Annotated in this window: 24 protein-coding genes; 19 read left to right on the top strand and 5 right to left on the bottom strand. The window is 49.5% G+C overall.

Translation table 11 applies throughout. The features are described from left to right. The first annotated feature begins 51 nt into the window (after positions 1–51). Together upp and wecB are read left to right on the top strand one after the other, a co-directional pair. A complete protein-coding gene (gene upp, locus MUN34_RS00575; protein ID WP_012371551.1) occupies positions 52–681 on the top strand; it encodes a uracil phosphoribosyltransferase in 630 nt (209 codons plus the stop codon). A 128-nt stretch (positions 682–809) separates the two neighbouring features. Further along, positions 810–1,946 carry a non-hydrolyzing UDP-N-acetylglucosamine 2-epimerase gene (gene wecB, locus MUN34_RS00580; RefSeq protein ID WP_247856589.1) on the top strand — a complete coding sequence of 379 codons (1,137 nt, stop codon included), beginning with the start codon at positions 810–812 and terminating at the stop codon, positions 1,944–1,946. A 208-nt stretch (positions 1,947–2,154) separates the two neighbouring features. Here wecB and MUN34_RS00585 read toward each other — a convergent pair whose 3' ends face one another. Beyond that, positions 2,155–2,946, bottom strand: a complete 792-nt coding sequence (locus MUN34_RS00585; RefSeq protein WP_247856590.1) for a pentapeptide repeat-containing protein — start codon at positions 2,944–2,946, stop codon at positions 2,155–2,157. Between the two features lie 653 nt (positions 2,947–3,599). Between MUN34_RS00585 and MUN34_RS00590 the strand changes: the two genes are divergently transcribed. The 13 genes from MUN34_RS00590 to mreB all read left to right on the top strand — a co-directional run bounded on the left by MUN34_RS00590 (position 3,600) and on the right by mreB (position 14,020). Continuing rightward, entirely contained in the window at positions 3,600–3,818 is a 219-nt protein-coding gene (locus MUN34_RS00590; RefSeq protein WP_012371548.1) for an AtpZ/AtpI family protein, read from the top strand. Further along, a complete protein-coding gene (locus tag MUN34_RS00595; RefSeq protein WP_012371547.1) occupies positions 3,815–4,201 on the top strand; it encodes an ATP synthase subunit I in 387 nt (128 codons plus the stop codon). Before MUN34_RS00590 ends, MUN34_RS00595 begins: the two co-directional genes overlap by 4 nt. An 8-nt stretch (positions 4,202–4,209) precedes the next feature. After that, positions 4,210–4,953 carry a F0F1 ATP synthase subunit A gene (gene atpB / locus MUN34_RS00600; RefSeq protein WP_026827347.1) on the top strand — a complete coding sequence of 248 codons (744 nt, stop codon included), beginning with the start codon at positions 4,210–4,212 and terminating at the stop codon, positions 4,951–4,953. Between the two features lie 75 nt (positions 4,954–5,028). After that, positions 5,029–5,241: a F0F1 ATP synthase subunit C gene (atpE, locus tag MUN34_RS00605; protein WP_012371545.1), complete on the top strand. Its 213-nt coding sequence runs from the start codon at positions 5,029–5,031 to the stop codon at positions 5,239–5,241. 136 nt (positions 5,242–5,377) lie between these two features. Further along, the gene (gene atpF / locus MUN34_RS00610) at positions 5,378–5,911 is read left to right on the top strand and encodes a F0F1 ATP synthase subunit B (RefSeq protein WP_247856591.1); all 534 of its coding nucleotides are present in this window, start codon (positions 5,378–5,380) and stop codon (positions 5,909–5,911) included. Then, complete coding sequence (locus tag MUN34_RS00615) at positions 5,911–6,444, top strand: F0F1 ATP synthase subunit delta (protein ID WP_012371543.1); 534 nt, start codon at positions 5,911–5,913, stop codon at positions 6,442–6,444. Before atpF ends, MUN34_RS00615 begins: the two co-directional genes overlap by 1 nt. Before the next feature lie 19 nt (positions 6,445–6,463). Continuing rightward, complete coding sequence (gene atpA, locus MUN34_RS00620) at positions 6,464–7,972, top strand: F0F1 ATP synthase subunit alpha (protein ID WP_026827350.1); 1,509 nt, start codon at positions 6,464–6,466, stop codon at positions 7,970–7,972. A 57-nt stretch (positions 7,973–8,029) separates the two neighbouring features. Next, complete coding sequence (gene atpG / locus MUN34_RS00625) at positions 8,030–8,881, top strand: ATP synthase F1 subunit gamma (RefSeq protein WP_012371541.1); 852 nt, start codon at positions 8,030–8,032, stop codon at positions 8,879–8,881. Positions 8,882–8,916: 35 nt separating this feature from the next. Next, positions 8,917–10,335, top strand: coding sequence for a F0F1 ATP synthase subunit beta (atpD, locus tag MUN34_RS00630; protein ID WP_026827351.1), 1,419 nt, complete (start codon positions 8,917–8,919; stop codon positions 10,333–10,335). 26 nt (positions 10,336–10,361) lie between these two features. Further along, the gene (locus MUN34_RS00635) at positions 10,362–10,775 is read left to right on the top strand and encodes a F0F1 ATP synthase subunit epsilon (protein WP_012371539.1); all 414 of its coding nucleotides are present in this window, start codon (positions 10,362–10,364) and stop codon (positions 10,773–10,775) included. 319 nt (positions 10,776–11,094) lie between these two features. Next, positions 11,095–11,328: a DUF1146 family protein gene (locus tag MUN34_RS00640; protein ID WP_012371538.1), complete on the top strand. Its 234-nt coding sequence runs from the start codon at positions 11,095–11,097 to the stop codon at positions 11,326–11,328. A gap of 234 nt (positions 11,329–11,562) precedes the next feature. Next, positions 11,563–12,867, top strand: a complete 1,305-nt coding sequence (murA, locus tag MUN34_RS00645; protein WP_026827352.1) for a UDP-N-acetylglucosamine 1-carboxyvinyltransferase — start codon at positions 11,563–11,565, stop codon at positions 12,865–12,867. A 169-nt stretch (positions 12,868–13,036) separates the two neighbouring features. Beyond that, entirely contained in the window at positions 13,037–14,020 is a 984-nt protein-coding gene (gene mreB / locus MUN34_RS00650; protein ID WP_214849862.1) for a rod shape-determining protein MreB, read from the top strand. 428 nt (positions 14,021–14,448) lie between these two features. On the opposite strand, the gene MUN34_RS00655 is transcribed toward mreB, so the two are convergent. Beyond that, a complete protein-coding gene (locus MUN34_RS00655) occupies positions 14,449–15,318 on the bottom strand; it encodes a hypothetical protein (protein WP_026827354.1) in 870 nt (289 codons plus the stop codon). A 179-nt stretch (positions 15,319–15,497) separates the two neighbouring features. Between MUN34_RS00655 and MUN34_RS00660 the strand changes: the two genes are divergently transcribed. Further along, on the top strand, positions 15,498–16,694 hold the full coding sequence (locus MUN34_RS00660) for a multidrug efflux MFS transporter (protein WP_247856592.1): 1,197 nt from the start codon (positions 15,498–15,500) through the stop codon (positions 16,692–16,694). Between the two features lie 61 nt (positions 16,695–16,755). Here the strand turns inward: MUN34_RS00660 and MUN34_RS00665 are convergent, their stop codons facing one another. After that, positions 16,756–19,248 carry a bifunctional diguanylate cyclase/phosphodiesterase gene (locus MUN34_RS00665; protein ID WP_247856593.1) on the bottom strand — a complete coding sequence of 831 codons (2,493 nt, stop codon included), beginning with the start codon at positions 19,246–19,248 and terminating at the stop codon, positions 16,756–16,758. Positions 19,249–19,478: 230 nt separating this feature from the next. Here MUN34_RS00665 and MUN34_RS00670 point away from each other — a divergent pair, with 230 nt between their 5' ends. Then, positions 19,479–20,267: a flagellar hook-basal body protein gene (locus tag MUN34_RS00670; protein WP_026827357.1), complete on the top strand. Its 789-nt coding sequence runs from the start codon at positions 19,479–19,481 to the stop codon at positions 20,265–20,267. 15 nt (positions 20,268–20,282) lie between these two features. Beyond that, positions 20,283–21,068 carry a flagellar hook-basal body protein gene (locus MUN34_RS00675; protein WP_247856594.1) on the top strand — a complete coding sequence of 262 codons (786 nt, stop codon included), beginning with the start codon at positions 20,283–20,285 and terminating at the stop codon, positions 21,066–21,068. Positions 21,069–21,170: 102 nt separating this feature from the next. Here the strand turns inward: MUN34_RS00675 and MUN34_RS00680 are convergent, their stop codons facing one another. Together MUN34_RS00680 and MUN34_RS00685 are read right to left on the bottom strand one after the other, a co-directional pair. Continuing rightward, the gene (locus MUN34_RS00680; protein ID WP_348772872.1) at positions 21,171–22,139 is read right to left on the bottom strand and encodes an NAD(P)-dependent oxidoreductase; all 969 of its coding nucleotides are present in this window, start codon (positions 22,137–22,139) and stop codon (positions 21,171–21,173) included. Positions 22,140–22,145: 6 nt separating this feature from the next. Beyond that, complete coding sequence (locus MUN34_RS00685; protein WP_026827360.1) at positions 22,146–24,689, bottom strand: HAMP domain-containing sensor histidine kinase; 2,544 nt, start codon at positions 24,687–24,689, stop codon at positions 22,146–22,148. Between the two features lie 282 nt (positions 24,690–24,971). Here MUN34_RS00685 and MUN34_RS00690 point away from each other — a divergent pair, with 282 nt between their 5' ends. Beyond that, complete coding sequence (locus tag MUN34_RS00690; protein ID WP_026827361.1) at positions 24,972–26,129, top strand: AI-2E family transporter; 1,158 nt, start codon at positions 24,972–24,974, stop codon at positions 26,127–26,129. Positions 26,130–26,133 lie beyond the last annotated feature (4 nt).

Below are 26,133 nucleotides of genomic sequence, written 5' to 3' on the forward strand. Positions count from 1 at the left end.
TTGCTTTTTGGAGTACAATGCGAAAAGAGAATGGAGAGGAGATGCAAAACAATGAGTAAAGTACATGTATTTGATCACCCATTGATTCAGCACAAGATGACGATCATGCGTAAAGTCGAAACAGGAACGAAACAATTCCGGGAGCTTGTCGACGAAGTGGCTTCATTGATGGCATATGAACTCACACGTGACCTTCCACTTACTGACGTTGAAATCGAGACACCGGTCACGAAAACGACGCAAAAGATGATCGAGGGCAAGAAACTGGGAATCGTTCCGATTCTTCGTGCCGGTCTTGGGATGGTAGACGGCATGCTCCGCATGATGCCGAACGTCAAAGTCGGACACATCGGTCTTTACCGTGATCCGGAAACACTTGAGCCGACAGAATACTATCTCAAATTACCGACTGACGTCGCAGAACGTGATTTCGTCGTCGTTGATCCAATGCTTGCGACAGGCGGTTCGGCTGCTGACGCAATCTCCTCTTTGAAAAAACAGGGTGCACAAAGCATTAAGCTCGCTTGCCTCTGTGCGGCACCTGAAGGCGTCAAACGTATTCAGGAAGAACATCCGGATGTCGATATCTATCTTGCGGCACTTGATGAGAAATTGAACGACCATGGTTATATCGTTCCCGGACTCGGGGATGCGGGTGACCGTCTGTTTGGTACAAAGTAATCAACAGAGTGAAAGGCGCTTCCTGTGAAGGGAGTGCCTTTTTTTGTACGAGTTGCCACGAGCGTTCACTGCGCACGTGATCTGGAATATGTTTTAATAAGAACAGAAGCAAGAAGGAGGAAGTCCGTATGCCCATCAAAGTCATGCCGATTTTCGGCACAAGACCGGAAGCCATCAAAATGGCACCGCTCGTCAACGTCTTAAAGAACAATCCTGCATTTGATGTCCATGTCACGATCACAGCCCAACACCGGGAAATGCTTGATCAAGTCTTGGAGCTGTTCCAGATTACACCCGATCACGATTTGAACATCATGAAAGCGCGGCAGACCTTGGTCGACATCACGACACGTGGCCTCGAAGGACTCGACGCCGTCATGAAGGACGTCCGACCGGATCTTGTCCTTGTCCATGGTGACACGACGACGACGTTCGTCGGCAGCCTTGCTGCCTACTACAATCAAATTGCCGTGGGTCATGTCGAGGCCGGACTTCGGACCTACAATAAGTACTCACCGTTTCCGGAAGAAGTGAACCGGCAATTGACCTCGACGCTGGCCGATCTGCATTTTGCGCCGACCGAACAGGCAGCAGCGAATCTGGCGTCGGAAAACAGACACGCAGGCGTTTTCGTGACCGGCAACACGGCAATCGATGCCCTGCAAACGACGGTCCAACCGGATTATGTCCATCCCGTTCTCGAACAGATCGGTTCGAAACGGCTCGTCCTGATGACGGCCCACCGGCGGGAAAATTTAGGTGCGAAGATGCATCAGATGTTCCGGGCCATTCGGCGTCTCGTCGACGACCATCCGGACATTCATGTCGTCTATCCGGTCCACTTGAATCCTGTCGTTCAGGAAGCAGCGAGTGAGGTATTCGGAGGACACGACCGCATCACCTTGATTCCACCGCTCGACGTCTTTGACTTCCATAACTTCGCGAGCCGGGCCCATCTCATCTTGACGGATTCCGGCGGCGTTCAGGAAGAAGCCCCGTCACTTGGTGTTCCGGTTCTCGTTTTACGTGATACGACGGAACGTCCGGAAGGCGTCAAAGCGGGAACATTGAAGCTGGCGGGAACGGATGAAGAAACGATCTACCGTCTCGCGAGTGAGTTGCTGGAAGACGAAACAGCGTATAACAAGATGGCTCAGGCCTCGAATCCGTACGGAGATGGTCACGCCTCAGAGCGGATTGCGGCGGCGATTTTAGAACATTTTAATCAGGATGCGGCGTTTGAGCCGTTTAAAGTCGAAAACTGACGAAAGTTTAGACATACAGTAAAAGGACCGGTGCTACCGTCAAAAACGGAGGCACCGGTCCTTTTATGGAACACAACAGATCACCTTTCTAAATATCGTGAACGTCCTCGTTTCATGCGACTCCTGCATGAGGAAGAGGACGGAACGACTGTTAAGATAGTATGACTCTTATGTTTACTCTTGTTAGAGAATAGTGAATACCATGTCATTACGTCCAGTGCGACGGGCGGAGCAACCGTTCCGGCAGACGTGTCTTGGCGTCTCCTTGTGCCGCATTGACCTGTGCCTGCGTCAAAAACAACGCATCGGTCAAATCAGCTCCAGCCAACTGACAGTCACGCAGGTCGGCACCGAGGAAGTTGACGCCGCGCAACCGGCTGTTCGATAAGTTTGCCGCGAGCAAAAACTGGCCGCGGACACTTATGCCGGAGAAGTCCTGTCCGGCAAGATTTTTCCCGATCCAGTCGCGGGGAAGTGAGCGTCTGCTCGTCCCTGAAAACGGCGTTTGAACCAGTTCTTCGATTTGGGCAAAGAGCGGTAGCAAGGTTGCCCGTACTTGATCGAGATCGAGTGCCGCAAGCTCGTCCGGAGAAGAACCGGTCATTGCATCCAGTTCAGCCAGCTTATTTTCTAGCAGATGATGAATCGAGCGTGTGGCCGGTCGGATGCCGTCTGTCAGGTACCACATCATTTCCTGCAGATGGACCATTTTCGGATAGAGCGTATACATGGCGGGTTTCGTCGTTTCATCGTATACACCTTGAAATGTCACTTGCGAAATCTGTTGACCGGCACCGAAGCAGTCATAGACGGTGCATCCTTTATATCCGTTCGGGCGCAACCGGTCGTGAATCCGGCAGCGGTAATCCGTATCTAAATTCCGGCAAGGTGTCGCTTCCGGTTTGTCATGACCAAAATCGCTTGAGGCGGAAAACGCAAGGGCCGTGCAACAGAGTCCGAAGCAATCCCCGCACTGAACACGAAAGCGTTCGGTTTCCATGAGTTTCACTTCCTTTTGGTTAATCTGACTTCTTTTTACCACAGATCGGTAATCGTGGACAATCGTTTTCAAATCATGGGGAATGAATGAAAATAGCATAGGATTAGCTCGAACGGACGAGCAAAATATATGTTTTTTGTAAAAAAGAGCCGCATCATGACCTTGAAAATAGAAACTCACCCGTGAATTTTTAAGCTGTGACAAGGCACACACGAGACGAATTGGAAATCGTCGACCGGCTTTGTTACAAACAGATGTCAGAGACGTTTTTATGTCCCGAAACGGAAGCGTTTACAATTGTGAATGAAAAATGTTTTTTCACAAAATCGACACAAATCAAATTTAGACGACTTGTTTCTCATTCCGAAAGACGATATAACGTTACTGTTCAATGGTTTTGTTCACCTAGTGAACCATCTCGATAAACGTTGATAGTACTACATATTTTCTTCACATCTTCGTGAAAAGAGTGGCACGGGACACCTCTGTGAAAACCTTATCAATTGTTGATATACAATGGTTTTACGGCTCCATTTTAATTGTGAATTCATTTGACTATGAAATGGTTCTCATTGTATTCTTGACTAGTATGAAAATCCGCAAATTGTGGGAAAGAAAAAGAACTCACAACTGGGAAAAGGGGGTCGTCTCTAGTGCGCCAAAAAGGGCTCGCGACGAGTATGGTCATGGCCTCGCAAATTTCGACGGCACTAGCCGCACCGATCGTCATCGGCTTTCTTGTTGGGAACTATGGGGAACAGCAGGACTGGTGGCAAAAGATGGGCGCGACGTTTGCAGTGTTCATCGGGATTTTCATCGGAATTCTCTGCATGATCGCAATGATCAGGCACTTGTTAGGAGACAAGACATGAATATCATCCTTCAAGATGCGTTGTATCGTGCGTACTTAAGATGGTTCGGACTCTATTATGGAATCCTTGCCGTTCTGTTACTTGTCGGTTATCCAAGTGATCCGGTGATTTATGGACTGGCACTGGGTGGGGCAGGTAGCTTCATGATCTTGACGCTTCAACGATTAAGCGTCGATCGAATGTATCGTGTAATCGAGCGTGGGCGCAAGCCGATGTCTCGAGGGACCGTATCACGCATGGCGGTCGCGGTACTCTGTGTGATGATCGGCTTGAAGTATGAAGCCGAATTGTCATTAACTGCGGTGGTAATAGGCCTTCTCGCCGGCCACGTCATACAATTTTGTGAGTATTTTACTCACGAACTTAAGCGGGAAAAGAGGTGAATAATCAAATGAACCACGAAATGCCACTTTACGAAATCCCACTCTGGGGCGACTTCGTTCTGTACGGTAGCTGGACAAACTTGATCACAGTGCTGATTGCAGCTGCTCTCGTTTTCCTGATTGCCGTGGCCGGTACGCGACGTCTTGTGATGAAGCCAACCGGTGCTCAAAACGTGATGGAAATGTTCCTCGAGTTCGTTCGCGGAATCATCAGCAGCACGATGGACTGGAAAACAGGGGGTCGCTTCCTAACTTTCGGAATGACACTGTTCCTATTCATCATCGTGTCCAACTTAATGGGTCTTCCCTTTAACGTTGTGACGGGTCACTACATTTGGTTCAACTCACCAACTGCAGATCCGTATGTGACACTTGCACTTTCATCTATGGTAGTGGTCATGAGCCATTATTACGGTGTGAAAATGCGCGGCTTCGGCTCGTATGCGAAAACGTTTATGACGCCGATGTTCATTATTACCATCATCGAGGAGTTCGCAAACACGTTGACACTTGGTCTTCGTCTTTACGGTAACATCTTCGCGGGTGAGATCATGATTGGTATCATTCTCTCGATCGGTATCATCTCTGGAACGAACGATTTCCAATTCCTCGGACCAGTCGGTGTCATCCTGTCAGCGATCCCAATGTTGATCTGGCAAGGATTCTCACTCTTCATCGGAGCAATCCAAGCGTATATCTTCCTTATCTTAACGATGGTTTACATCGGGCATAAGGCAGCGCACGACCATTAATTCGAAGGTAAAGCATCTGCTTTTCCGATAATCGCACGACCAAATTTCGAACACAATCTAGGGAGGCAATTCATAATGGAACTTATTGCAACAGCGATCATCATCGGACTCGGCGCACTCGGCGCAGGTATCGGTAACGGTCTTATCGTAAACGGTACAGTATTAGGACAAGCACGTCAGCCAGAACTCAAAAACGAACTTCGTCAAACAATGTTCATCGGTATCGGTCTCGTTGAGGCACTTCCAATCATCGGTGTAGCGGTCGGTTTCCTTCTCCTCAACTCTTAATCCGTATTTAATCTTACGTACCAAGAACTGAGCTACATAGGGCGTTATTCGTTCCATTAGAGTGAACCGTCATGGGGGCTACGGCTCCCTTATGTAGATATTGAAGTAGGACCAACCACGAGGGGAGTGTAATCGAATGAATCTAACGTATCTTGCGGCAGAAGCAGGCGGCGAAAGTAGTCACCTCTTACTTGCTAACATGATCGTCACGATCGTCGTTTTCCTCTTGCTCCTCATCCTCTTGAAGAAATTCGCATGGGGCCCGCTCGTCAACATGATGAAAGCGCGGGAAGAGCATGTGGCTAGCGAGATCAATTCGGCTGAAAAAAGCCGGAAAGACGCTGAAGTCTACGTAGAACAACAACAAGCAGAACTCAACAAGGCACGTACGGAAGCACGTGACCTGTTAGAAGCATCACGCCGTCAAGCCGAGGCAGAACAAGCACGTGCGATGGAGCAGGCACGTCTTGAAACAGAAATGAGCAAGGAAGAAGCTCGCCGTGCAATCGAACGTGAACGCGCTGAAGCACAAGCTGCTTTGAAGAACGATGTTGCTCTTCAAGCAATCGCTGCAGCACGCCATGTCATGAAAACACAGCTTGCGACAGACGAAGCGGCTCAAAAAGCACTCGTCGACCAATTCCTTACTGACACTAAGGGCACGAACTAATGCGTGACCACGTAGCGGGACGCTACGCAAAAGCGCTCTTCGATCTTGCACTTGAGCATCACGTGCTCGACCAAGCAGAAGCTGATGTGCGAACGCTCGGCGAAGTGCTCCACGCAACACCAGAGCTCGCATCGGTTTTAGAAAACCCGTCGATTTCTGCAGAAGAGCTGAAGCAAGTCCTTCAGACGAGCTTCACAGGCTTCAATACGATTGTCTTGAATACAATCCTCGTCATGGTCGAAAACGACCGGGCATCGGAAGTATTGTCATTACCAGAGCATTTCATCGCGTTGTTGAATGAGCACCGTAACGTTGCGACAGCAATCGTGACAAGTGCATACAAACTGTCAGACGAAGAACTCACGAACGTGAAGGAAACGTTTGGCCAAAAATCAGGTAAAACGCTTGAAGTAGAAAATGTTGTTGATACGAACGTAATCGGTGGACTTCGTGTTCAAATCGGTTACACGACATATGATGGCACGATCGAAACGAAACTAACGCGACTTGAGCGTGAGCTGTTAAAAGCGTAAGAAAATAGGGGTGAAACGCATGAGCATTAGAGCTGAAGAAATCAGCGCCCTGCTTAAAGCGCGTATCGCGCAGTACGGTTCTACGATGGAAGTGAACGAGACAGGTACAGTCATCCAAATCGGTGATGGTATCGCTCGTGCACACGGACTCGACAACGTCATGTCGGGAGAGCTCGTAGAATTCGCTAACGGCACAATGGGCTTGGCGCAAAACTTAGAAGAAGGCAACGTCGGTATCATCATTCTTGGTGACTACCTTGAAATCAAAGAAGGCGACTCTGTTCGCCGTACGGGCCGCATCATGGAAGTACCAACAGGAGACGCGCTCCTCGGACGTGTCGTCAACCCACTCGGTATGCCAATCGATGGTCTTGGTCCAATCGAAACGGAACACTATAACCCAATCGAGCGTAAAGCTTCTGGTGTTATGGCACGTAAATCGGTTCACGAACCACTTCAGACGGGAATCAAGGCAATCGATGCCCTCGTTCCAATCGGTCGTGGACAACGTGAGTTGATCATCGGTGACCGTCAGACGGGTAAAACGTCGATCGCCATCGATACGATCATCAACCAAAAAGAAGAAAACATGATTTGTATCTACGTCGCAATCGGACAAAAAGAATCAACGGTCCGTGGTGTTGTTGAAACACTCCGTAAAAACGGTGCACTTGATTACACGATCGTCGTTTCGGCAGCAGCTTCACAGCCGGCGCCACTTCTTTACCTCGCACCATTCGCTGGTGTAGCGATGGGTGAACACTTCATGGATCTCGGCAAGCACGTTCTTGTCATCTATGATGATCTTTCGAAACAAGCAGCGGCATACCGTGAGCTTTCGCTTCTTCTGAAGCGTCCACCAGGCCGCGAAGCCTACCCGGGTGATGTCTTCTACCTTCACTCACGTCTCCTTGAGCGTGCGGCGAAATTGAACGACGGACTTGGCGCAGGTAGCTTAACAGCACTTCCGTTCATCGAGACACAAGCGTCGGATATCTCGGCTTACATCCCGACAAACGTTATCTCGATCACGGATGGTCAAATCTTCCTTCAATCGGATCTCTTCTTCTCAGGTGTCCGTCCAGCGATCAACCCGGGTCTCTCGGTATCGCGTGTAGGTGGTTCGGCTCAAGTGAAAGCGATGAAGAAGGTAGCGGGTACGCTCCGTCTTGACCTCGCTTCTTACCGTGAGCTAGAAGCCTTTTCACAGTTCGGATCTGACCTTGATAAAGCGACACAATCGAAGCTTAACCGTGGTGAGCGGACAGTAGAGGTTCTGAAACAGGACCTTAACCAACCGTTGACTGTCGATAAGCAAGTCATCATCATCTATGCCTTGACTCGTGGTCACCTTGATGATGTTGCCGTTTCAGATATTCGTCGTTTTGAAAAGGAACTCAACCTTTGGCTCGATCAAAACCGCAAACAACTTTGCGATGAGATCCGTAAAACAGGTAACCTTCCAGCTGACGAAGAACTCGTTACTGCAATCTCAGAATTTAAGAAAACGTTCCAACCGACAGTCTAAGAGATTTCTCTTAGGCTCGGCGGAACGCTCTTGATACTAACAAGGTGGTGAATCGAAATGGCATCGTTGCGCGAGATACAAATGCGGATCAACTCGACGAAAAGTACGAAACAGATCACGAAAGCGATGAACATGGTTTCGGCGTCGAAACTGAACCGCGCTCAAGCACATAGCGCGAAGTTCCAGCCTTACATGCTGAAAATGCAGGAAGTGCTCGGAACCATTGCGAATGGCACGACAGGTGCTAGCCATCCGATGCTCGAAAAACGTCCTGTCAAAAAGACAGGCTATATCGTCATCACATCGGATCGCGGCTTAGCTGGTGCATATAACGCCAACGTGCTGCGTGAAGTCTACCGGGAAATCAATGAAAAGCATACTACGGACAGTTACGTCTTGTTCGTGGTCGGTAAAGTCGGTGTCCAGTTCTTCCGTTCACGCGGAATTACGGTCACGGATGCGATCACAGGACTAAACGATTCTCCTTCGTATGTCGATGTCGCAGAAATCGTGAAGCGTACAGTGAGTGCGTTCACGCTCGGCGAAATCGACGAACTCAAGCTGTGCTACAACCACTTCATGTCTGTCATCAGCCAGGAAGTGAAAGTCGAAACCCTTCTCCCGCTCGGAGAAATCGAAGCTTCGTCTTCGACGACTTATGAGTACGAGCCAAGCGAGGAACAAATCCTGGCTGAACTCCTTCCGCGTTATGCGGAGAGCTTGATTTTCGGTGCGCTTCTTGACGCGAAAGTAGCAGAACATGCGTCACGTATGACAGCAATGCAAAGTGCGACAGATAACGCAGATGACTTGATCGGTCGATTGACTCTCGTCTACAACCGGGCTCGACAAGCTGCAATCACGCAAGAAATCACAGAGATCGTCAGTGGAGCCGCTGCCCAGCAGTAATCCACTCGGCGTAATGATAGCTAGGAGGAAACACGATGAACGAACTCGGTTTAAAAGGCCGCGTCGTCGCGGTCATGGGACCTGTCATCGACGTTAAGTTCGACGGACACTTGCCGAAGATCTACAATGCGCTTCGTATTCAATATACGCCGCAAACAGTAGAAGAAGTGGCTATCGACTTGACGCTTGAGGTCGCCTTGCACCTTGGTGACGATGTCGTCCGTACCATTGCGATGGATTCTACGGATGGTGTACGCCGTGGAGTGGAAGTACTGGACACTGGTGCTCCAATCTCGGTACCTGTCGGAGAAGCAACGCTTGGTCGCGTCTTCAACGTACTCGGTAACCCAATTGATGAAAAAGAACTCGATGCAAGCGTGGAACGTCTTCCGATCCACAAAAAAGCACCGACGTTTGATAACCTTTCAACAAAAGTTGAAATCCTCGAAACAGGAATTAAAGTCGTTGACTTACTCGCTCCTTACATCAAGGGTGGTAAGATCGGTCTCTTCGGTGGTGCCGGTGTAGGTAAGACCGTCCTCATCCAGGAATTGATCAACAACATCGCACAAGAGCACAGCGGTATCTCGGTATTCGCAGGTGTTGGTGAGCGGACGCGTGAAGGGAATGACTTGTACCACGAGATGACGGATTCAGGCGTTATCAAACAAACAGCGATGGTCTTCGGTCAGATGAACGAGCCACCGGGCGCACGTCTTCGTGTTGCCTTGACTGGTTTGACAATGGCAGAATACTTCCGTGATGAGCAGGGACAAGACGTTCTTCTCTTCGTTGATAACATCTTCCGTTACACACAAGCAGGTTCAGAAGTATCGGCCCTTCTCGGCCGTATGCCATCTGCAGTTGGTTACCAGCCGACACTTGCTACAGAGATGGGTATGCTTCAAGAGCGTATCACGTCAACAAACAAAGGTTCGGTTACATCGATCCAAGCGGTTTATGTACCAGCCGATGACTATACTGACCCGGCTCCTGCAACGACGTTTGCCCACTTGGATGCAACGACGAACCTTGAGCGCCGTCTCTCTGAGATGGGTATCTATCCTGCCGTGGATCCACTTGCATCGACATCACGTGCCCTTTCACCGGAAATCGTCGGCGAAGAGCATTACGGTATCGCTCGTCAAGTTCAGGAAACACTTCAGCGTTACAAAGAACTTCAAGATATCATCGCGATCCTCGGTATGGACGAGTTGTCTGAAGAAGACAAGTTGACTGTACACCGTGCGCGTCGTATCCAGTTCTTCTTGTCGCAGAACTTCCACGTAGCTGAGCAGTTCACAGGACAAAAAGGATCGTACGTCCCGGTTAAGGACACGATCCGCGGCTTCAAAGAAATCCTCGATGGGAAACACGATGATTTAACGGAAGAAGCATTCCGTCTCGTCGGTCCAATCGAAGATGCGATTGAAAAAGCGAAGACGCTTGTCTAAGTGACAAAGCATAAGGGGGACTTGAGATGAACACACTTCATGTCAATATCGTCACCCCGGATGGCGAAGTGTATGATGGCGATGTCCGTATGGTCGTTGCGAAAACGATATCTGGTGAAATCGGGGTTCTCCCGCACCACGTACCGCTCGTAACACCACTCGACATCAGCATCTTGAAGTTGCGCCACGAAGATGGCGGACGCACGTTGATCGCTATCAGCGGTGGCTTTATGGAAGTGCGCCAGGATACAGTGACAGTTCTTGCTGAAACGGCTGAAGCAGCAGACAAGGTCGATTACGACCGTGCGTCGGCTGCGAAAGTCCGGGCAGAACGTCGCCTCCAGGACACGAAATTATCAGACCTTGAGTTCAAACGCGCTGAGCTTTCATTGAAACGCGCAATTAACCGTCTCAACCTAAAAGAGTACGGTCGCGATTGACCAAGTTAAAAAGACCCGGTTTCCGTCATGGAAGCCGGGTCTTTTTTAGGACAGGTCAATGATTTTCTGTAGGACAACCGTTTTCACAAATCCATTGGTAGATTCAGGTTTAACAACGGACAAAAAAGTAAAAGTACATTATATGTGTCCTCTTCACACATTTTTCAATCTTATTATGTGGAATTTTCCATAATCATCTTTTCATAATATATTTTATAGGATAAAATAAATTATCTTGTGCCTTTTTGTTTGCGCAATCATTCATTGTATGAAATCATGGTAAGGTTGGAAAAACCTGAACAGAAGAGGTGCAGTAGCAGTGACGTCAATCGGTTTAAGTGCATTAATCAGTATGCTCGTCTATTTAACGGCGATTGTCTTTGCCTGGTGGGCACTCCTTCCGGTCAAATGGGAGAAGTTCCTGCAACATCCGAAAGGACCACAGGCGGTTGTCTTACGCGTGTTGCTTGCCGTGGCGCTCGGTTCGCTGATTGCCCGCTTTTTGCTCGATTATTCAGGATTCGCACAGCGTCTCCAGTTCTTAGTCGGGTGAACTTGTAACTTCGTTGTAAACCCTAAATCATCAATCTGATTTAGTATGGAACAGGATAGTATTCTTATAATGAAGAAACGTAACCATTGTGAAGCTGAAAAGTCGTGTTGGATTTGGAATGAGAGAACAACTACAGAGTGTTTCTCTTCTATCATGCGTTGGTCTTCAACTATGATTCACACCAATCGCGAATTAAAATAATAGAACAGAAACGAAAGCAGAGGAGTATGAGTAATGGAAAAAATCGTTGTCCGTGGCGGACGTAAATTAGCTGGAACGGTAAAAGTAGAAGGTGCAAAAAATGCAGTCTTGAAAACATTGGTCGCAACATTGCTTGCTTCAGAAGGTACATCGGTCCTTCAAAACGTTCCCCGTTTAGCAGACGTGTATACAATCAACAACGTCTTACGGAACTTGAACGCAGAAGTCACATTCGATGCCGAAGCAAACACAGTCTCGGTCAATGCAGAAGCAGAATTGAAAGACGAAGCACCACTTGAATACGTTCGGAAGATGCGTGCGTCCATTCTTGTCATGGGACCACTCCTTGCGCGTCTCGGTCGTGCGCGTGTCGCAATGCCGGGTGGCTGTGCGATTGGTTCACGCCCAATCGATCTTCACTTAAAAGGATTCGAAGCGATGGGCGCAAAAACAATCATCGGTAACGGATTCGTTGAAGCACACGTCGACGGTCGTCTGCAAGGTGCAAAAATCTACCTCGACTTCCCGTCAGTCGGTGCGACAGAAAACATCATGATGGCAGCGACACTTGCTGAAGGTACGACAGTCATCGAAAACGTCGCGAAAGAACCGGAAATCGTCGACCTCGCAAACTTCCTGAACGCAATGGGCGCAAAAGTCCGCGGTGCTGGTACAGAGACGATTCGCATCGAAGGTGTCGAAAAACTTCATGGCGGCAACCATTATGTCATTCCAGACCGGATTGAAGCCGGTACATTCATGATTGCAGCTGCAATCACGGAAGGTGACGTTGAGGTCATCGGTGCTGAGCGTGAACACCTTCGTCCATTGATTTCGAAAATGGAAGAGATGGGTGTTAAAATCTCAGACACAGAAGAAGGACTTCGTGTCATTGGACCGAAGAAACTCGTTGCGATCGACGTCAAGACGATGCCACACCCTGGTTTCCCGACAGACGTTCAAGCGCAAATGATGGCATTGGTCTTAAAAGCAGAAGGAACTTCTGTTATCACGGAAACAGTCTTCGAAAACCGTTTCATGCACGTCGAAGAATTCCGTCGCATGAACGCTGATATCAAAATCGAAGGACGTTCATCAATCATCACAGGCGGGATCCAGCTTCAAGGCGCAGAAGTCCTTTCAACGGACCTTCGTTCAGGGGCAGCACTTGTCACGGCAGGATTGATTGCTGAAGGCGAAACACGTGTCGGTGCATTACATCACATCGATCGCGGATATGTCGATTTCCATCTTAAATTACAAGCACTCGGCGCAGATGTCGAGCGTATCACGGAAGAAACTGTTGCCATCGAAGAGACGGCAGCGGCGAAGCTTTAAGCTCTCATTTCATTCCTTTATATTCTTGACGACTTTCTTCAAAAGAAAGTCGTCTCTTTTTGTTCCCCTGTGCTAGAATTGAAAGGTATGTATACATAAATGGGTTAGACGTCCAAACGACGTTCTAAATTTTGGAATAATAGCCAGTGGATAAAGGAGATCACGCGAGATGTTTTTGACAAAGGATATCGGAATTGACCTAGGGACGGCAAATGTCGTCATTCACGTAAAAGGTAAGGGAATCGTACTCGATGAGCCATCGGTCGTTGCTATTGATAAAGCAACAGGAAAGATTCATGCTGTCGGAACGGAAGCGCATCAGATGGTCGGCCGGACACCGGGGAACATCGTCGCCATCCGTCCGTTACGCGATGGTGTCATCGCTGATTTTGAGATGACGGAAGCGATGTTACGCCACTTCATCGATAAAATTGAAGTGAGAAGTATGTTCGGTGGAGTCCGGATGTTGATTTGTACACCGGCCAGCATCACGACGGTCGAAGCGAAAGCGATTCGTCAAGCAGGTGAAAAATCAGGCGCTAAAACCGTTTTCCTTGAAGTCGAACCGAAAGTCGCAGCTGTCGGAGCAGGGATGGATATTTGGATGCCTGCCGGACACATGGTGATTGATATCGGTGGCGGGACGACGGATGTCGCGGTCCTGTCGATGGGTGATATCGTCTGCGGTGAGACCATCAAAGTCGCCGGAGACCGGTTTGATCATGATATCATTCGTGCCATCAAGGACAATCATAAATTGATTATCGGAGAACGGACGGCTCAAAACGTCAAGATGACGGTTGCGACCGTTTCAGACGAGGGGCGTCAAGAAGAGATGGACATTCGTGGTCGGAATCTCGTGACAGGCCTCCCGGACAACATCACGATTTCATCGCAGGAGATGCATGAAGCATTGGCGGAAGCCGCAATGGAAATCGTCGAAGCGACAAAACGTGTCCTCGAGAAAACACCACCGGAACTTGCGGCAGATATCATCGATCGCGGGATCATCCTGACGGGTGGCGGAGCGTTGCTTGACGGCATCGACCAGTTGCTGGCGAAAGAACTTGGACTTCCGGTCCTCATTGCAGAAGATCCGATGTTATGTGTCGCACGCGGGACAGGGATCATGCTGGATCATCTAGGGAAATAAGGCGAATTAAACAAGAAGCTGACTCATAAGTCACGCCAAGATTAATCCTTGTGTCGGACGTTTCCGACATCCTCGCTTTCCATGGGCGGAAGGTAAGCCGCGGCATCCCGCACTCCATGCGGTCATGCCGGGTCTTACCTATTCCTGACGGAAGCGTTAACCACGCTTCCTTTTCCCATAAGAGTCGAGGATGAAAGTCTCCGTCCTCTATCAATCAAAAATGGCCGATCATCCTATCTTTTGACGGGATGATCGGCCATTGCTCTGCAAATTTTTATTATTCACGGCGAAAAAGTGTGATGAATTTTAATAGAGAGACATCTTCCGTTTGGAGTCAGCCTCTTTGCGTTCAAAAAAATAGTTTCTTTTGATACTGGTTCAAAATCGATTCGTATTTCCTGTTCATGATAGAAGTCACGGTCTATTGATTACTGCGTACTACGCATGAAGGCTTGATACGCATCAAAATCATGATAGACGATGGCGCTTGGCGGCAGGGAACTGTTCATCGTCTGATTGACGAGTTGATTGAGGGCAGTCCGTGTCTGTCCGTAAAACGTGATACTCGGTGTTTCCGGCAGTTCCGTGAATTCCAGTGCGTAAGACAGACGGTGTTGATGACTGGCGGCATAGAGAGCATCCGTCATCGTAATCGCAGCGAGACCGTTTCCGCCACTGTAGACGGTCCGGTAACTCATCAATGTGACTTCATCAGCCAGTTCCATCGCCCATTCGCTGAGAGGTTGCCCGGAAGCATCCGGCACGGTATGGAACCAAAACGGCAGGAACAGTTGCAACGGGAGACGTTGCGACGAGCTGACATCGTGAAAAGCTGTCAGCAAGCGTTGGTAGGAGGAGATGACGGCCGCTTGATCCGTTTCCCAGGCCGGTAAAGCATAAGGCTCGAGATCGACACTGATGCCATCCGGACGTTCCATTGTTTCTTGAAGATAGACATTGATCCAGGCTAACGGATCTTCGACGTTCGGTCGGTTCGTCGTCCCTTCATTCGTAATCCATGCGGGCTGGCCGAACAGGAAATAGACTTCGATTCCGGCAAGATGGGCTTTTTCAACGAATGTGCGGTAGAGAGTTCGGTCACCCTCGACAGCGACATGCAGGTAGACACGTTTCATCTGTCTGTTTGCCAGCTGTGTGACTTTCGTTGAAATTTGTTTCGCTTCAGGAATTGACCACATCACGGTATGACGCGTGACGGTGACGGCCGCTTCGGTTCTGGCAGGCAGAAGCGTCGCAACCATCGTAAGACAAATCAAACTGACGATGAAGCGTTTCATATCGTTCACTCCCTTATTGAGTTATCTTATTATCGGTTGTCCGGTGCGACTTGGATATAAGCCAATAGTCCGGGAGCCCTTAGAATCAGTTCAAATCCTAGACATTTCACTTTGTGAAGTGTATATTAGAGATTGTTGTATTGAAACGGAATTACCATTAAAAAGGAAGTGAAGCCACAATGCCATTGTGGAAACGAAATTTAGTTGTTGTTTGGATCGGTAGTTTTTTAACCGCTGCCGCGTTAAGTTTAGTCTTACCGTTTTTGCCCTTATTCATTGAAGAACTTGGTGTCCACGGACGTCAGGAAATTACGACCTGGTCCGGCGTAGCGTTTGGTGCGACCTTCCTTGTCGCAGCGATCGTCTCACCGATTTGGGGACGGTTGGCCGATAAAAAAGGACGGAAGTTGATGTTGCTCCGCGCAAGCCTCGGCATGTCGATCGTCATGTTCCTGATTAGTTTCGTGCAGGATGTCTATCAACTCGTTTTCTTACGACTCGTCATGGGTGCCGTCTCCGGATTCATCTCCGCCGGAATCACCTTGATTGCGTCACAAACCCCAAAAGAGAAAAGTGGCTGGGCGCTCGGTACATTATCGACCGGTGGGATTGCCGGTGGATTACTCGGACCTCTGATTGGAGGATTCCTTGCCGATATGATTGGGCTTCGACCCGTTTTTCTCTTTACGAGCATTCCGCTCTTCCTGACGTTCCTCGTCACGTACTTCTTTGTCAAAGAAGACTTCGTGCCGCTGCAAACGAAGCAGATGGCATCAGCGAAACAAATCATTCAGTCATTGCGTCATCCGGAACTGATTTTAAGCCTCTTCCTGACGACGTTCCTGATTCAGTTCGCGGCTCAATCAATTAGTCCGATTCTGTCGTTGTATGTCCGGGAACTCAGTCCCGGTACGGAACGATTGGCCCTGTTATCCGGAATCGTCGCGTCGGCTCCCGGTATTGCGGCGTTGATCGCTGCCCAGCGGCTCGGTCGGTTGTCGGATAAAATCGGGGCAGAACGCGTCTTGTTCTTCGCCTTGTTAATCTTCGCAGCCTTCTTGATTCCGCAAGCCTTCGTGACCGATACGAGTCAATTGATTGTCTTACGGATGGGAATCGGATTTGCGACCGCTGCCTTGATGCCGTCGGTCCAGGCGCTGCTTCGGAAACACACACCGGCGAATGCATCGGGTCGGATTTTCGGTTACAACCAGTCGGCCCAGTTCATGGGGAATTTCCTCGGACCACTCGCGGGTGGCCAGATTGCCGGTCACTTCGGTTTCGAAGCGTTGTTCCTGTTTACCGGTCTGATTGTCATCACGAACGCGGTGCTTGAACGGACGCAAACGGCTGTCCTCAGCAAAAAACATTCATGATGCATACGAAAAAGGCTGTTTCGATTTTCATCGGAACAGCCTTTTTGATCTGTGAGAAATGTCAGGATAACATGAAGAACTCATCGAGCTTCAGTTGCTCGGACGTTTCGAGGGCTTTCATGATTTGACCTGACTGGGCACGGATTTTATAGTCGGCTGAATAATGGAACAGTCCGTTATCGAGTTCAGTCACAGCGAGTGGTTCAATCAGTATTTTCGGATGGACGATATCCGTTAATTGAAGCGACAGCTCGATTTGATGGTCGACTGGCAGGCGGATTGACGCATAAAAATGAACAGAGCGGTTCGTACTGCGGGTGATGAGGATCGGGGAAGCCCCGACGTTGACATCCTTTCCGTTCAATCGTGTGATCGAGATAAGTCCGTGTAGAGACGGCAACGGTTTTTTCGGTGACTTCTTCATCGATTCTACCGGCTGCAGGACTCCTTGTTTCAAAAGCAGACGTAACGCTTCGATGCCGACGGGACGGCTGAACAGGTAACCTTGAACGGCATGGCATTCAAAATTCCGGAACTGATCGAGTTGGTTAAGCGTCTCGATGCCTTCAGCGACGACGGACAACTGAAATTCTTTCGCCAGGTAGACGATGCTTTTGATGAGCGGAACGGACCGGTCGTCTTCCTCGAGTTGGGCGACGAACGACCGGTCAAGTTTCAGACTGCTGATCGGATACGTTTGAAGACTGCTTAAGGAAGAAACGCCGCTCCCGTAGCCGTCAAGGATCAGCTGGATGCCTAACTGGTGGAGCTGCTGCAACGTCTCTTTGACGAACTCACTTTCGTGCAACAGGATGCTTTCCTGAAGCTCGAGTTGTAAGTACCGCGCCGGGACTTGATAGCGGTGCAGGTACGTACGAATCGTTTGGAAGAAGTCACGGTGAAGCAATTGATTCGAAGAGAGATTGATTGAAATCGGGACGACCAGAACACGTTGTTGCAAGAGGGATTGAATCGTCTGACAGACGGTGTCGAGCACCCATTCTCCGATGGGCAGATAACAATGACCTTCTTCCGACAACGGGATGAAGTCTTGTGGGGGAATGCGTCCCCATTCAGGATGATCCCAGCGAATCAAAGCTTCACATGCTAAAATCTGTCCGCTCCATATGTCGACCTTGGGTTGGTATTCAAGAAACAGTTCGTCTTGTTCGATCGCATGACGCAGACTCTGCTCGAGCTGATGACGACGATAGATTTCAAGGTCGAGCTGTGACGTATAAAATTCGTAAGCGGGTTGTACCTTTAGTTTGGCACGGGACAAGGCACGATTGGCAGTCTGGAGTAACTCTGTTGCCGTCGTCTCGTCATGTTGGAACGGACTGAGACCAATCGCAAGTTCGGCCGCCAGTTCGTAGCCTTCAATCTGAAAACGGGTCGTGTTCAGCGTTAACAACTTGAGGCATATCTCTTTCAGGATGACTTCGTCGAACGGTTGTGTCGACAAAGCGGCATAATGGTCGCCGGCAAGGCGGGCGCAATAGAGGTCCGGTAATGTTTCCGTTAAATAGTGACTCGTCTGTCGCAACCATTGATCACCAATCTCATAGCCGATCTGTTCATTGATCTGATGCAACTGATTAAAATCAAGCGATAAAATCGTAAACGGATGATCAGTCCGGATCAGGTGCTCGACTTCTTCGAGGAACAGGGTCCGATTTGGCAGTCCGGTCACTTCATCATATAAAGAGAGCTTGCGAATCTCTTCTGGTTGAATCGTCCGGTCTGGCACACGTTCCGGTTCATTATCGGGTGTAGCGACAGCCTGAAACAGAAAACTGAACAGCTCCTGAGAATTTTCTTCGAAACGCAACCCTTGGCACGTGACATCTTGTGTGTAGTCACGTGTTTGATTCATTCGTAAAGAACAGGAGACAGTTGGTTCACCTGTCTGAAGAAGCGTCAGTTGTTGTTTAAAGCGTGACCGGTCTTCGGGATGAATTTCATATAAAAATTCATCGTAATCGAGGGAAGTCAGCCGGTGTTGTGAGATATCAAGTAAAGAGGCGAAATGAGCCGATAAAGTCAGCCGGTCCTGTGTCGTTTCGTACTCAAAAAAAGCCAGTCCTGGAAGCGATGCGGTCAGCTGTTCTTTCGCCGAGAGTCGGGTATGCTGAAGTCGAAGCTGGATATGTTGAGTGATGTCCCGGGCAATGCCGTAGACACCGATGATGACATGATTTTGATAGATTGGAATATTCGTGACGTTCATCGTCAAACGATGCCCGTCGTGATGGGTAACTTCTGCTGTGAAGTGAATGGTCTCGCCGGTTAAGGCCCGTTGTTTGAGCGGAGCAATCCGCTTGGCTTCAGCGGATGTGATGAAGTCGCTGAAATATTGGTGATGGAGTTTTTTTCCGCCATAGCCGAGCAACAGGGACAGTTTTTGATTGTAGGAGACGATTTGGCCTTCCAAATTTAAGGTATAGACCGCATCCGGATGATTTTCGAGAAAGTGTGTTGCGTCGACCAGTTGTTTAAAATCCAGAGAGCCGTTGATGAAGGATTCTGTGTTCTTCTTTTTGAAGAAGGGCATAATCTCACCTCATTTAGTATCGTTATAACTTGATTATAACAATTTATGGGATTTAGAAATATCGTGTCTGTTGAAAAATAAGCAAATGTTTTTGAACAACAGGGGTAGGCCTTTCGATGCATCTACGAGATTCATTGCCTTATTTTGAAAAAAACATCGAATTTCCAAAAAATTGACCGATATACTTAAGGAACAGAATTGAACAATAAGTCAATGAGGAGCCAACACATATGTTACGAGGAATGTATACGGCGTCTGGTGCGATGCAGGCGTTACAACGGCAACAAGAAATGTTAAGCAATAACCTGGCCAACGCCCGGACGCCGGGATTCCGGGCTGATCAGGCGTCCCTGCGGACCTTTCCGGAGATGATGATCCAGCAGTCGGGCATCAACGAACAATCCGGTGTCCGTTCACGCGGGACGGTCGGAAAACTCGCGACCGGTGTCTTCATGCAGGCAGCAACACCGAACTTTGCCCTCGGTTCGATCACGGAGACGGGCAATGCGACGGATCTTCAAATCAGTTCGCTTGAAGGGGCAGCCTTGTTTACGATCCGGCATGCCGATCCTGCGACCGGTGAAGAAGAGACCCTGTACACGACGAACGGTCAGTTCGCTGTCGGACAGGACGGTCTCCTGCGGACGACGGAAAATGATCTTGTCCTTGGTGACGACGGTCAACCGCTCAACGTCGTGAATGAAGATTTCACCGTCAGTGCGGACGGTGCCGTCACGGACGGGAACGGTCAAGCAATCGGTAACCTCGGTCTTGTCGTGACGAATCAGCCGGAGACGCTTGAGCGGACCGGGAACGGTCTGTTCCGTTCGCCGGACGCGTTAAACGCCGGTGCCGTCAAAGTCGATCAAGGCGTGCTCGAACTCGGGAACGTCGAAGTCGAACAGACGATGACAGAGATGAATGCCGGCCTCCGTCAATTCGAAGCCAATCAGAAAGTCATCCAGGCCTATGACCGGACCGCTGAAAGAGCAGTCTCGGAAATCGGACGCGTCCGTTAATCAAGGAGGAAATTCATGCAATCACTTTATACGTCGGCCAGTACGATGGCTCAGCTTCAAAAACAGCTTGATACGACGGGACATAATTTGGCGAACGCCAATACGAACGGATACAAACGACGGGATTCCCAGTTCAATGAACTGCTCGTCCGGAATCTGAATAACCAACCGGCCGGACTGACGAGCGGACCGCTGACGACACCGGCCGGTCTCCGCCTCGGTGTCGGCGGGTATGTCGCCAATGAAGCGACGCGTTTCGCAACCGGGACGTTCCAAAATACCGGACGCAAGCTCGATGCGGCCCTCAGCAATCCCCACCATTTCTTTGGTGTGATTGATGCGGATGGCGTGACGAAATTTACACGCGACGGCAATTTTGAATTGTCACCGCAGGCAAACGGTCAAGTTCTATTGACGGATGATGCCGGACGTTCGGTCATCAATCAGGCGAACGAACCGATCACGTTCCCGGACAATGCGACGTCGATTGAACTGAACAAGGATGGCAACATCACCGGCGTCCTGAACGGCGAACGCCGTGTGCTCGCCCGGATTGGCGTCGCCGATATTCCGAACCACGGGGAATTGACGGATGTCGGAGGCGGACTCTTCACCGCGACGGGACGATACCAGAACACGACAACCGTGAATCCGTTGACGGTCGGAACGCTTGAGACATCGAATGTCGATATGGCGACGGAGATGACGAACTTGACGCAAATTCAGCGGGCCTATCAGTTTAATTCAAAAGCCCTGACGACATCGGACCAGATGATGGGCATCGTGACGTCGCTGAAATAAGCGGAAAATGTATATCTGAATACACGAAAGAGGGGGCCGGATTTTTAAAATCCGACTCCCTCTTTTCTGTTTGTACTGACGCTGATGTCAGTGTGGATACGATTAGTTTTTTTTCAACGCGAGATAAATCGCGGCCATGTCTTCGTCGCCGTGACCCTCTTCTAAAGCGTTTTGGTACTGCTTGTTTGCCGTCGTTGCCAGGGGCAGGTCAAGCGTCAAGCGTTTCGCTTCTTCCGTGATTAACCCGAGATCTTTTGCCATCAGGCGAAGCGGGAACGCAGGCGGGAACTTTTCCTCCCGGTACATCGTTTGTTTGCCTTGGAAAAGCGGTGTGTTCATCCCGGAAGCACCGATCAGCTGGAGGAGCTTGTTTTTATCGAGTCCGGCCCGTTCGCCAAGCAACAGCGTCTCGGCAACACCTTCCCCGACGAGTGCTAGCAGGAGATTGATCGCGAGTTTTGCTGAACTCCCTGTTCCGTGGGCACCGAAATGAATGCTTTCTTTTCCGAGAATCTCGAAGTAGGGACGACAGGCGGCAATCGCCTGTTCGTCTCCGCCGAGTAACAGAACGAGTTGACCTGCTTCAGCAACCCCGACGGATCCGGAAACCGGGGCTTCGATATACGTCGCACCAATCTGTTCGGCACGTTCCGCAAACATAATCGATTGTTCCGGTGAAATCGTACTTAAGTTGATGAGGGTTTTCCCCGACAGTGCACTCGTCAGCAGCCCGTCTTCCTGTTCGAAGACCGCCGTGATGGCAGGACCATCCGCGAGCATCAGAAAGATGATGTCCGACTGTTCGACGACGGCGCGGGGCGATTCGAGCGCGACAGCCCCTTCTTTGACGAGAGAAGCCGTCTTCTCGACCGTCCGGTTATAAACGTTAACCTGGTGCCCGGCCTGTCTGAGACGTAACGCCATCGGCACTCCCATATGACCTAATCCAATCCAACCTAATGTCATCAATAGAACTCCCTTCGTTTTTTCAGCTCTTTCTCTCAATACCCGTCCTGCAGCGGTCCATAACCTGACAAAAAAACGTGCCTCGTCTGATTCAGACAAAGGCACGTCAGCTTATTCTTCGTACGTGAGGATGGTCGAGATGACCGCAATCGGGAAGCGGATCGTAAAGGTCGATCCGGCACCGATCGTCGATTCGACATCGATCGTCCCGTTATGATGTTTGACGATTTCCTTACAAATCGATAGACCAAGTCCGGTTCCACCGATTTTCCGGGTTTCCGAATTGTCGACCCGGTAGAACTTATCGAACAACTTCGACATCGCTTCTTGCGGAATCCCGATTCCCTGGTCGCGAATCGTGATTTCAGCGAAGCCGTCGTGGTTTTCGATCCGAATCGCGACATCGCCGCCGTCCGGTGAATATTTGATGGCATTGCTGAGCAGGTTGTTTAGCAACTGTTTGATTTTTTCCGAATCAGCATCAATCATGATTGGACCTTCCGCCTCAAACGACAACTGGTGTGTCGTGTGCGAGGCATCATGGAAATCGATCAGTTCGCTTGCGAGCTGGACGAGATCGAACGTCGCCATCTGGTAACGCTGTTCGCTTGACTCCATCCGTTGGACATCGAGGAAGTCGTTGACGAGTGTCGTCAAACGGCCCGTCTCCGAATGAATCGTCGTCAGGTATTTCCGTTGTTTCAAGGAATCGATTTCCCGGTTGAGCATCAATTCTGTGAAACCATAGATTGAGGATAACGGTGTCCGGAGTTCATGGGAGACCGTCGAAACGAACTCTTCTTTCATCCGGTCGGCTTCCGTCTCCTTCGTGACATCACGGAGGACAAGCATCGTTCCGACCCAGACCTGATTGATCTGGATTTTTTCCGAATAAATCTGGATGTAGGCACTTTGCGAGCGAATCGAGACGAGTAAGCTGTCTTTCGGCAGATTCTGTTCGACGATTTGTTCGATATACTGTTCGAACGGTTCCGGCTCATCGATGATGGCGGAGAGCGCCGACATCGCCTGGCGGAAGGACGACAGATTGCTTTCGTCCTGGTATTCCGTCTGGACTTCCGGGAAAAGTTTCATCAACGGTTCATTGACGAGCAGTTCGTCTGATTCATGTTCGATGTAGACGACAGCTTCCCGGATCGAGTTCAGCAGTTGACCGGTCTTATTTTTCTCATGGATCATCTTTTCATAAATCCCCATCCGCATCAGCGAGAGTGACAGCTGGTGCGAGAACGACAGGATGTCGCCCATCTGTTCCGGTGTGAAGGCATCACGGTAACGGACGAGATAGACACAGGCGATGATCTGTTCTTCGTTCGGGTCAAGAATCGGCACGGCGACTTCATACATGTAATACGGATACGGCAACGGACTGTCGTGTGCGACTTGTTTCGATGAGTGGACCGGTCGTTTCAGGACACGTGCCCGGTGGAACAAGGACTGGTCATCCTTGACGAGCTGACCGACCATCTCTTCCGTCATCCCGTATTCAATCGTTGAACGGACGTCATGCTGATCCAGGAACAGCAGGGCACCGATTTCCGATTGCGTGATCGAGACGAGTTTTTCGATGATTTCCGGATAGGCCGTCAACGTCTCGCGTGATGCCAAAGTCTCCGTCAGTTCGTTGCGATATTTGAGATGCTGTTCGCTGCGCAACGTGATTTCGAGTGCTTCCTCGAGTTCCTCTTGCTGCGCTTGCAGTTCTTCCTGCTGGGCGACGAGCTCTTCCTGTTGCGCCTGTAACTCTTCATTTTTCGCCAGCATATGGACTTTATTGTCGGCGATCGATGTCGCCATCCGATTAAACGATGTCGTCAATGTATACAGTTCATCCTGACGTTTCGGTAATGGGATGTTGTCGATGTCCTCACCACTGGCGAGCAGGGCGCTGTCACGGGATAACGTATTGACCTGCTTCGTCACCCGGCTGATGAAGGGGCGAACGAGCAGCAACAGGATGATGACGAGAACCACGAGATTCGAGAGCCAGATGAACTGGGCGACCCGCATCTCGCCGAGCAGGCTGGTCTTCGCTTCCGTCTCCTTGTCCTGAATCAATGTCAGGTAGTTGGCGAGCAACGTATCGATGCCGGCAGCATCGGCATCTGTCGTCAATTGACTGTTCGTGCCTTTTAGTGTTCCGTTCTCATTAAATAAATCGTCCCCGTTTGATAAGGAAGCAAGTGTCTTTGGATCGAGGAACGCCTCGTCAATCGAACCTTGTTTCTTACCGGCGACATATTCCGTCAAAAGTGGAAGGGCGGTCCCGAAGTAATCGTCGTAAAGCGTTCGGGTCGCGACCGCATAGTCCTTCCCTTGTTCATAAATGGCATTTTTTTCGAACCAGGTCGTCAAACGATTGATTTCCCGCTGGTTCGCTTTGATTGTATCGAGCATTTCTGGTGTGCCGAACAGCACATACGATTTCACATTGCTCTGCACAAGTGTCCATTCGTTGGCTAACGCATTGGCGTTCGTCCGGCGTTCCCGTAAATCATCGAAGGTCATATTCGTCTGGTCGATCTTTCGTTCCGTATAGTTGTAGACGATCGCTGACGTCAGACTGAGTGCGATGAAAACCATATAAAAGGCAAACATCAATTGGCGACCAATTTTTTGATTAATCCATTTCACTTGTTTATCCTCCGTATATTATTTTGTAAGGTTCAAAAAATTAATCCGGTATTTTTATCTTACTTAATTAAATGGGCATTCATCAAACTTTAACACGCAAAGATGCAAAAAAGATATTTTATTTACTGGATTTATGACAAGAATGAAAAAGCAATCCACTTTACGGACATTCTTGAATGAACAATCCTTCAACTATTTTTTGAAAATAAGGATTAGAAGAGGGGGAATAAAGGAAATCTAATGAAGGAGAAGTCCTCATTTTAATCATAAGGAAGTGACAAGATGCAAAAAATGTTTGAGAACAAATGGTACCGTGGTGCCTGGTGGATCATGACGCTGCTAATCATCGTCTGGATCGGGAATCATGTGACATTCCTGTTCCGGCCGATTGCGATTTTATTGCAGATGGTCGTTCCGCCACTCGCGATTGCCGGTATTCTGTATTATGTCCTGTTGCCGATCGTCGAGCTGCTTGAGAAAAAGATGAAACGGCGTCCAGCGGTCATTCTGGTCTTACTCGGACTCGCCGGCATTTTAACGACGCTCGGTTTCATCTTCGGTCCGATGTTGTCCGATCAGATTACGGAATTCGTTAATTCGATTCCGACGCTTGCTTCGCAGTTCCAGCGTCAACTGGTTGATGTCCGGAATCAACTGGAAAACAGTGCCTTCTTCTCCCGTTTCCTCAGCGGACAAGATGACCTGTTCAACAAGTTTTCCGGGAATGTCTCGGAGTATGCTTCGACCTTCCTGAAAAACATCGGAACCGGTGTCGGCGGCTTCGTCAGCGTCATCACGACGACAGTCGTCACGATTGTCATCATTCCGATCATGTTGATCTACATGTTGCTGGACGGAGATAAGCTGAAAGGCAACCTCGTCAAGATGATGCCGTTCGAATACCATAAGGAGACAAAAAAGATTCTCCATGATGTGCATTTGACAATCATGAGTTATATTCGAGGACAAGTCATCGTCAGTATCGGTGTCGGAATCATAGCCTATATCGGTTATTTGATCATCGGGATCGATTACGCCCTGTTGCTTGCCCTGTTTGCGACTTTGACGAATATCATTCCGTTCCTCGGACCGGTCATCGGGGTTGTTCCGGCACTGATTGTCGGGTTTATCCAGGATCCGATCCTTGCGATTTACGCCGTTATCGTCATGACGGTTGCGCAACAGATCGACTCCCACATCATGTCACCGCTCGTTCAAGGAAAAACGCTTGATGTCCATCCGTTGACCATCATCATCGTCTTGCTTGTTGCCGGGAACATCGCTGGATTCTTCGGTGTTCTGCTCGGTGTTCCGTTCTATGCTGTCATGAAGGTCGTCATCCTGAACATCCGTCGTCTGTATCACCTGCGGTCGCAAAAGAAGATGGTCATCGCGGAAGATGATAAGACGTTTAATACGATCGTGACGACAAAAGACTGACTTT

The sequence above is a fragment of the Exiguobacterium sp. 17-1 genome, from assembly GCF_023096305.1.
Lineage (GTDB): Bacteria > Bacillota > Bacilli > Exiguobacteriales > Exiguobacteriaceae > Exiguobacterium_A > Exiguobacterium_A sibiricum_A.

Coding starts and splice junctions, on each gene's coding strand:
- wecB (WP_247856589.1), top strand. CDS start 810: ATGCCCATCAAAGTCATGCCGATTTTCGGCACAAGACCGGAAGCCATC.
- MUN34_RS00670 (WP_026827357.1), top strand. CDS start 19,479: ATGTTACGAGGAATGTATACGGCGTCTGGTGCGATGCAGGCGTTACAA.
- MUN34_RS00595 (WP_012371547.1), top strand. CDS start 3,815: ATGAATATCATCCTTCAAGATGCGTTGTATCGTGCGTACTTAAGATGG.
- murA (WP_026827352.1), top strand. CDS start 11,563: ATGGAAAAAATCGTTGTCCGTGGCGGACGTAAATTAGCTGGAACGGTA.
- MUN34_RS00690 (WP_026827361.1), top strand. CDS start 24,972: ATGCAAAAAATGTTTGAGAACAAATGGTACCGTGGTGCCTGGTGGATC.
- atpG (WP_012371541.1), top strand. CDS start 8,030: ATGGCATCGTTGCGCGAGATACAAATGCGGATCAACTCGACGAAAAGT.
- MUN34_RS00615 (WP_012371543.1), top strand. CDS start 5,911: ATGCGTGACCACGTAGCGGGACGCTACGCAAAAGCGCTCTTCGATCTT.
- MUN34_RS00675 (WP_247856594.1), top strand. CDS start 20,283: ATGCAATCACTTTATACGTCGGCCAGTACGATGGCTCAGCTTCAAAAA.
- atpB (WP_026827347.1), top strand. CDS start 4,210: ATGAACCACGAAATGCCACTTTACGAAATCCCACTCTGGGGCGACTTC.
- atpD (WP_026827351.1), top strand. CDS start 8,917: ATGAACGAACTCGGTTTAAAAGGCCGCGTCGTCGCGGTCATGGGACCT.
- atpA (WP_026827350.1), top strand. CDS start 6,464: ATGAGCATTAGAGCTGAAGAAATCAGCGCCCTGCTTAAAGCGCGTATC.
- MUN34_RS00660 (WP_247856592.1), top strand. CDS start 15,498: ATGCCATTGTGGAAACGAAATTTAGTTGTTGTTTGGATCGGTAGTTTT.
- MUN34_RS00635 (WP_012371539.1), top strand. CDS start 10,362: ATGAACACACTTCATGTCAATATCGTCACCCCGGATGGCGAAGTGTAT.
- mreB (WP_214849862.1), top strand. CDS start 13,037: ATGTTTTTGACAAAGGATATCGGAATTGACCTAGGGACGGCAAATGTC.
- atpF (WP_247856591.1), top strand. CDS start 5,378: ATGAATCTAACGTATCTTGCGGCAGAAGCAGGCGGCGAAAGTAGTCAC.
- MUN34_RS00665 (WP_247856593.1), bottom strand. CDS start 19,248: ATGCCCTTCTTCAAAAAGAAGAACACAGAATCCTTCATCAACGGCTCT.
- atpE (WP_012371545.1), top strand. CDS start 5,029: ATGGAACTTATTGCAACAGCGATCATCATCGGACTCGGCGCACTCGGC.
- MUN34_RS00655 (WP_026827354.1), bottom strand. CDS start 15,318: ATGAAACGCTTCATCGTCAGTTTGATTTGTCTTACGATGGTTGCGACG.
- MUN34_RS00585 (WP_247856590.1), bottom strand. CDS start 2,946: ATGGAAACCGAACGCTTTCGTGTTCAGTGCGGGGATTGCTTCGGACTC.
- upp (WP_012371551.1), top strand. CDS start 52: ATGAGTAAAGTACATGTATTTGATCACCCATTGATTCAGCACAAGATG.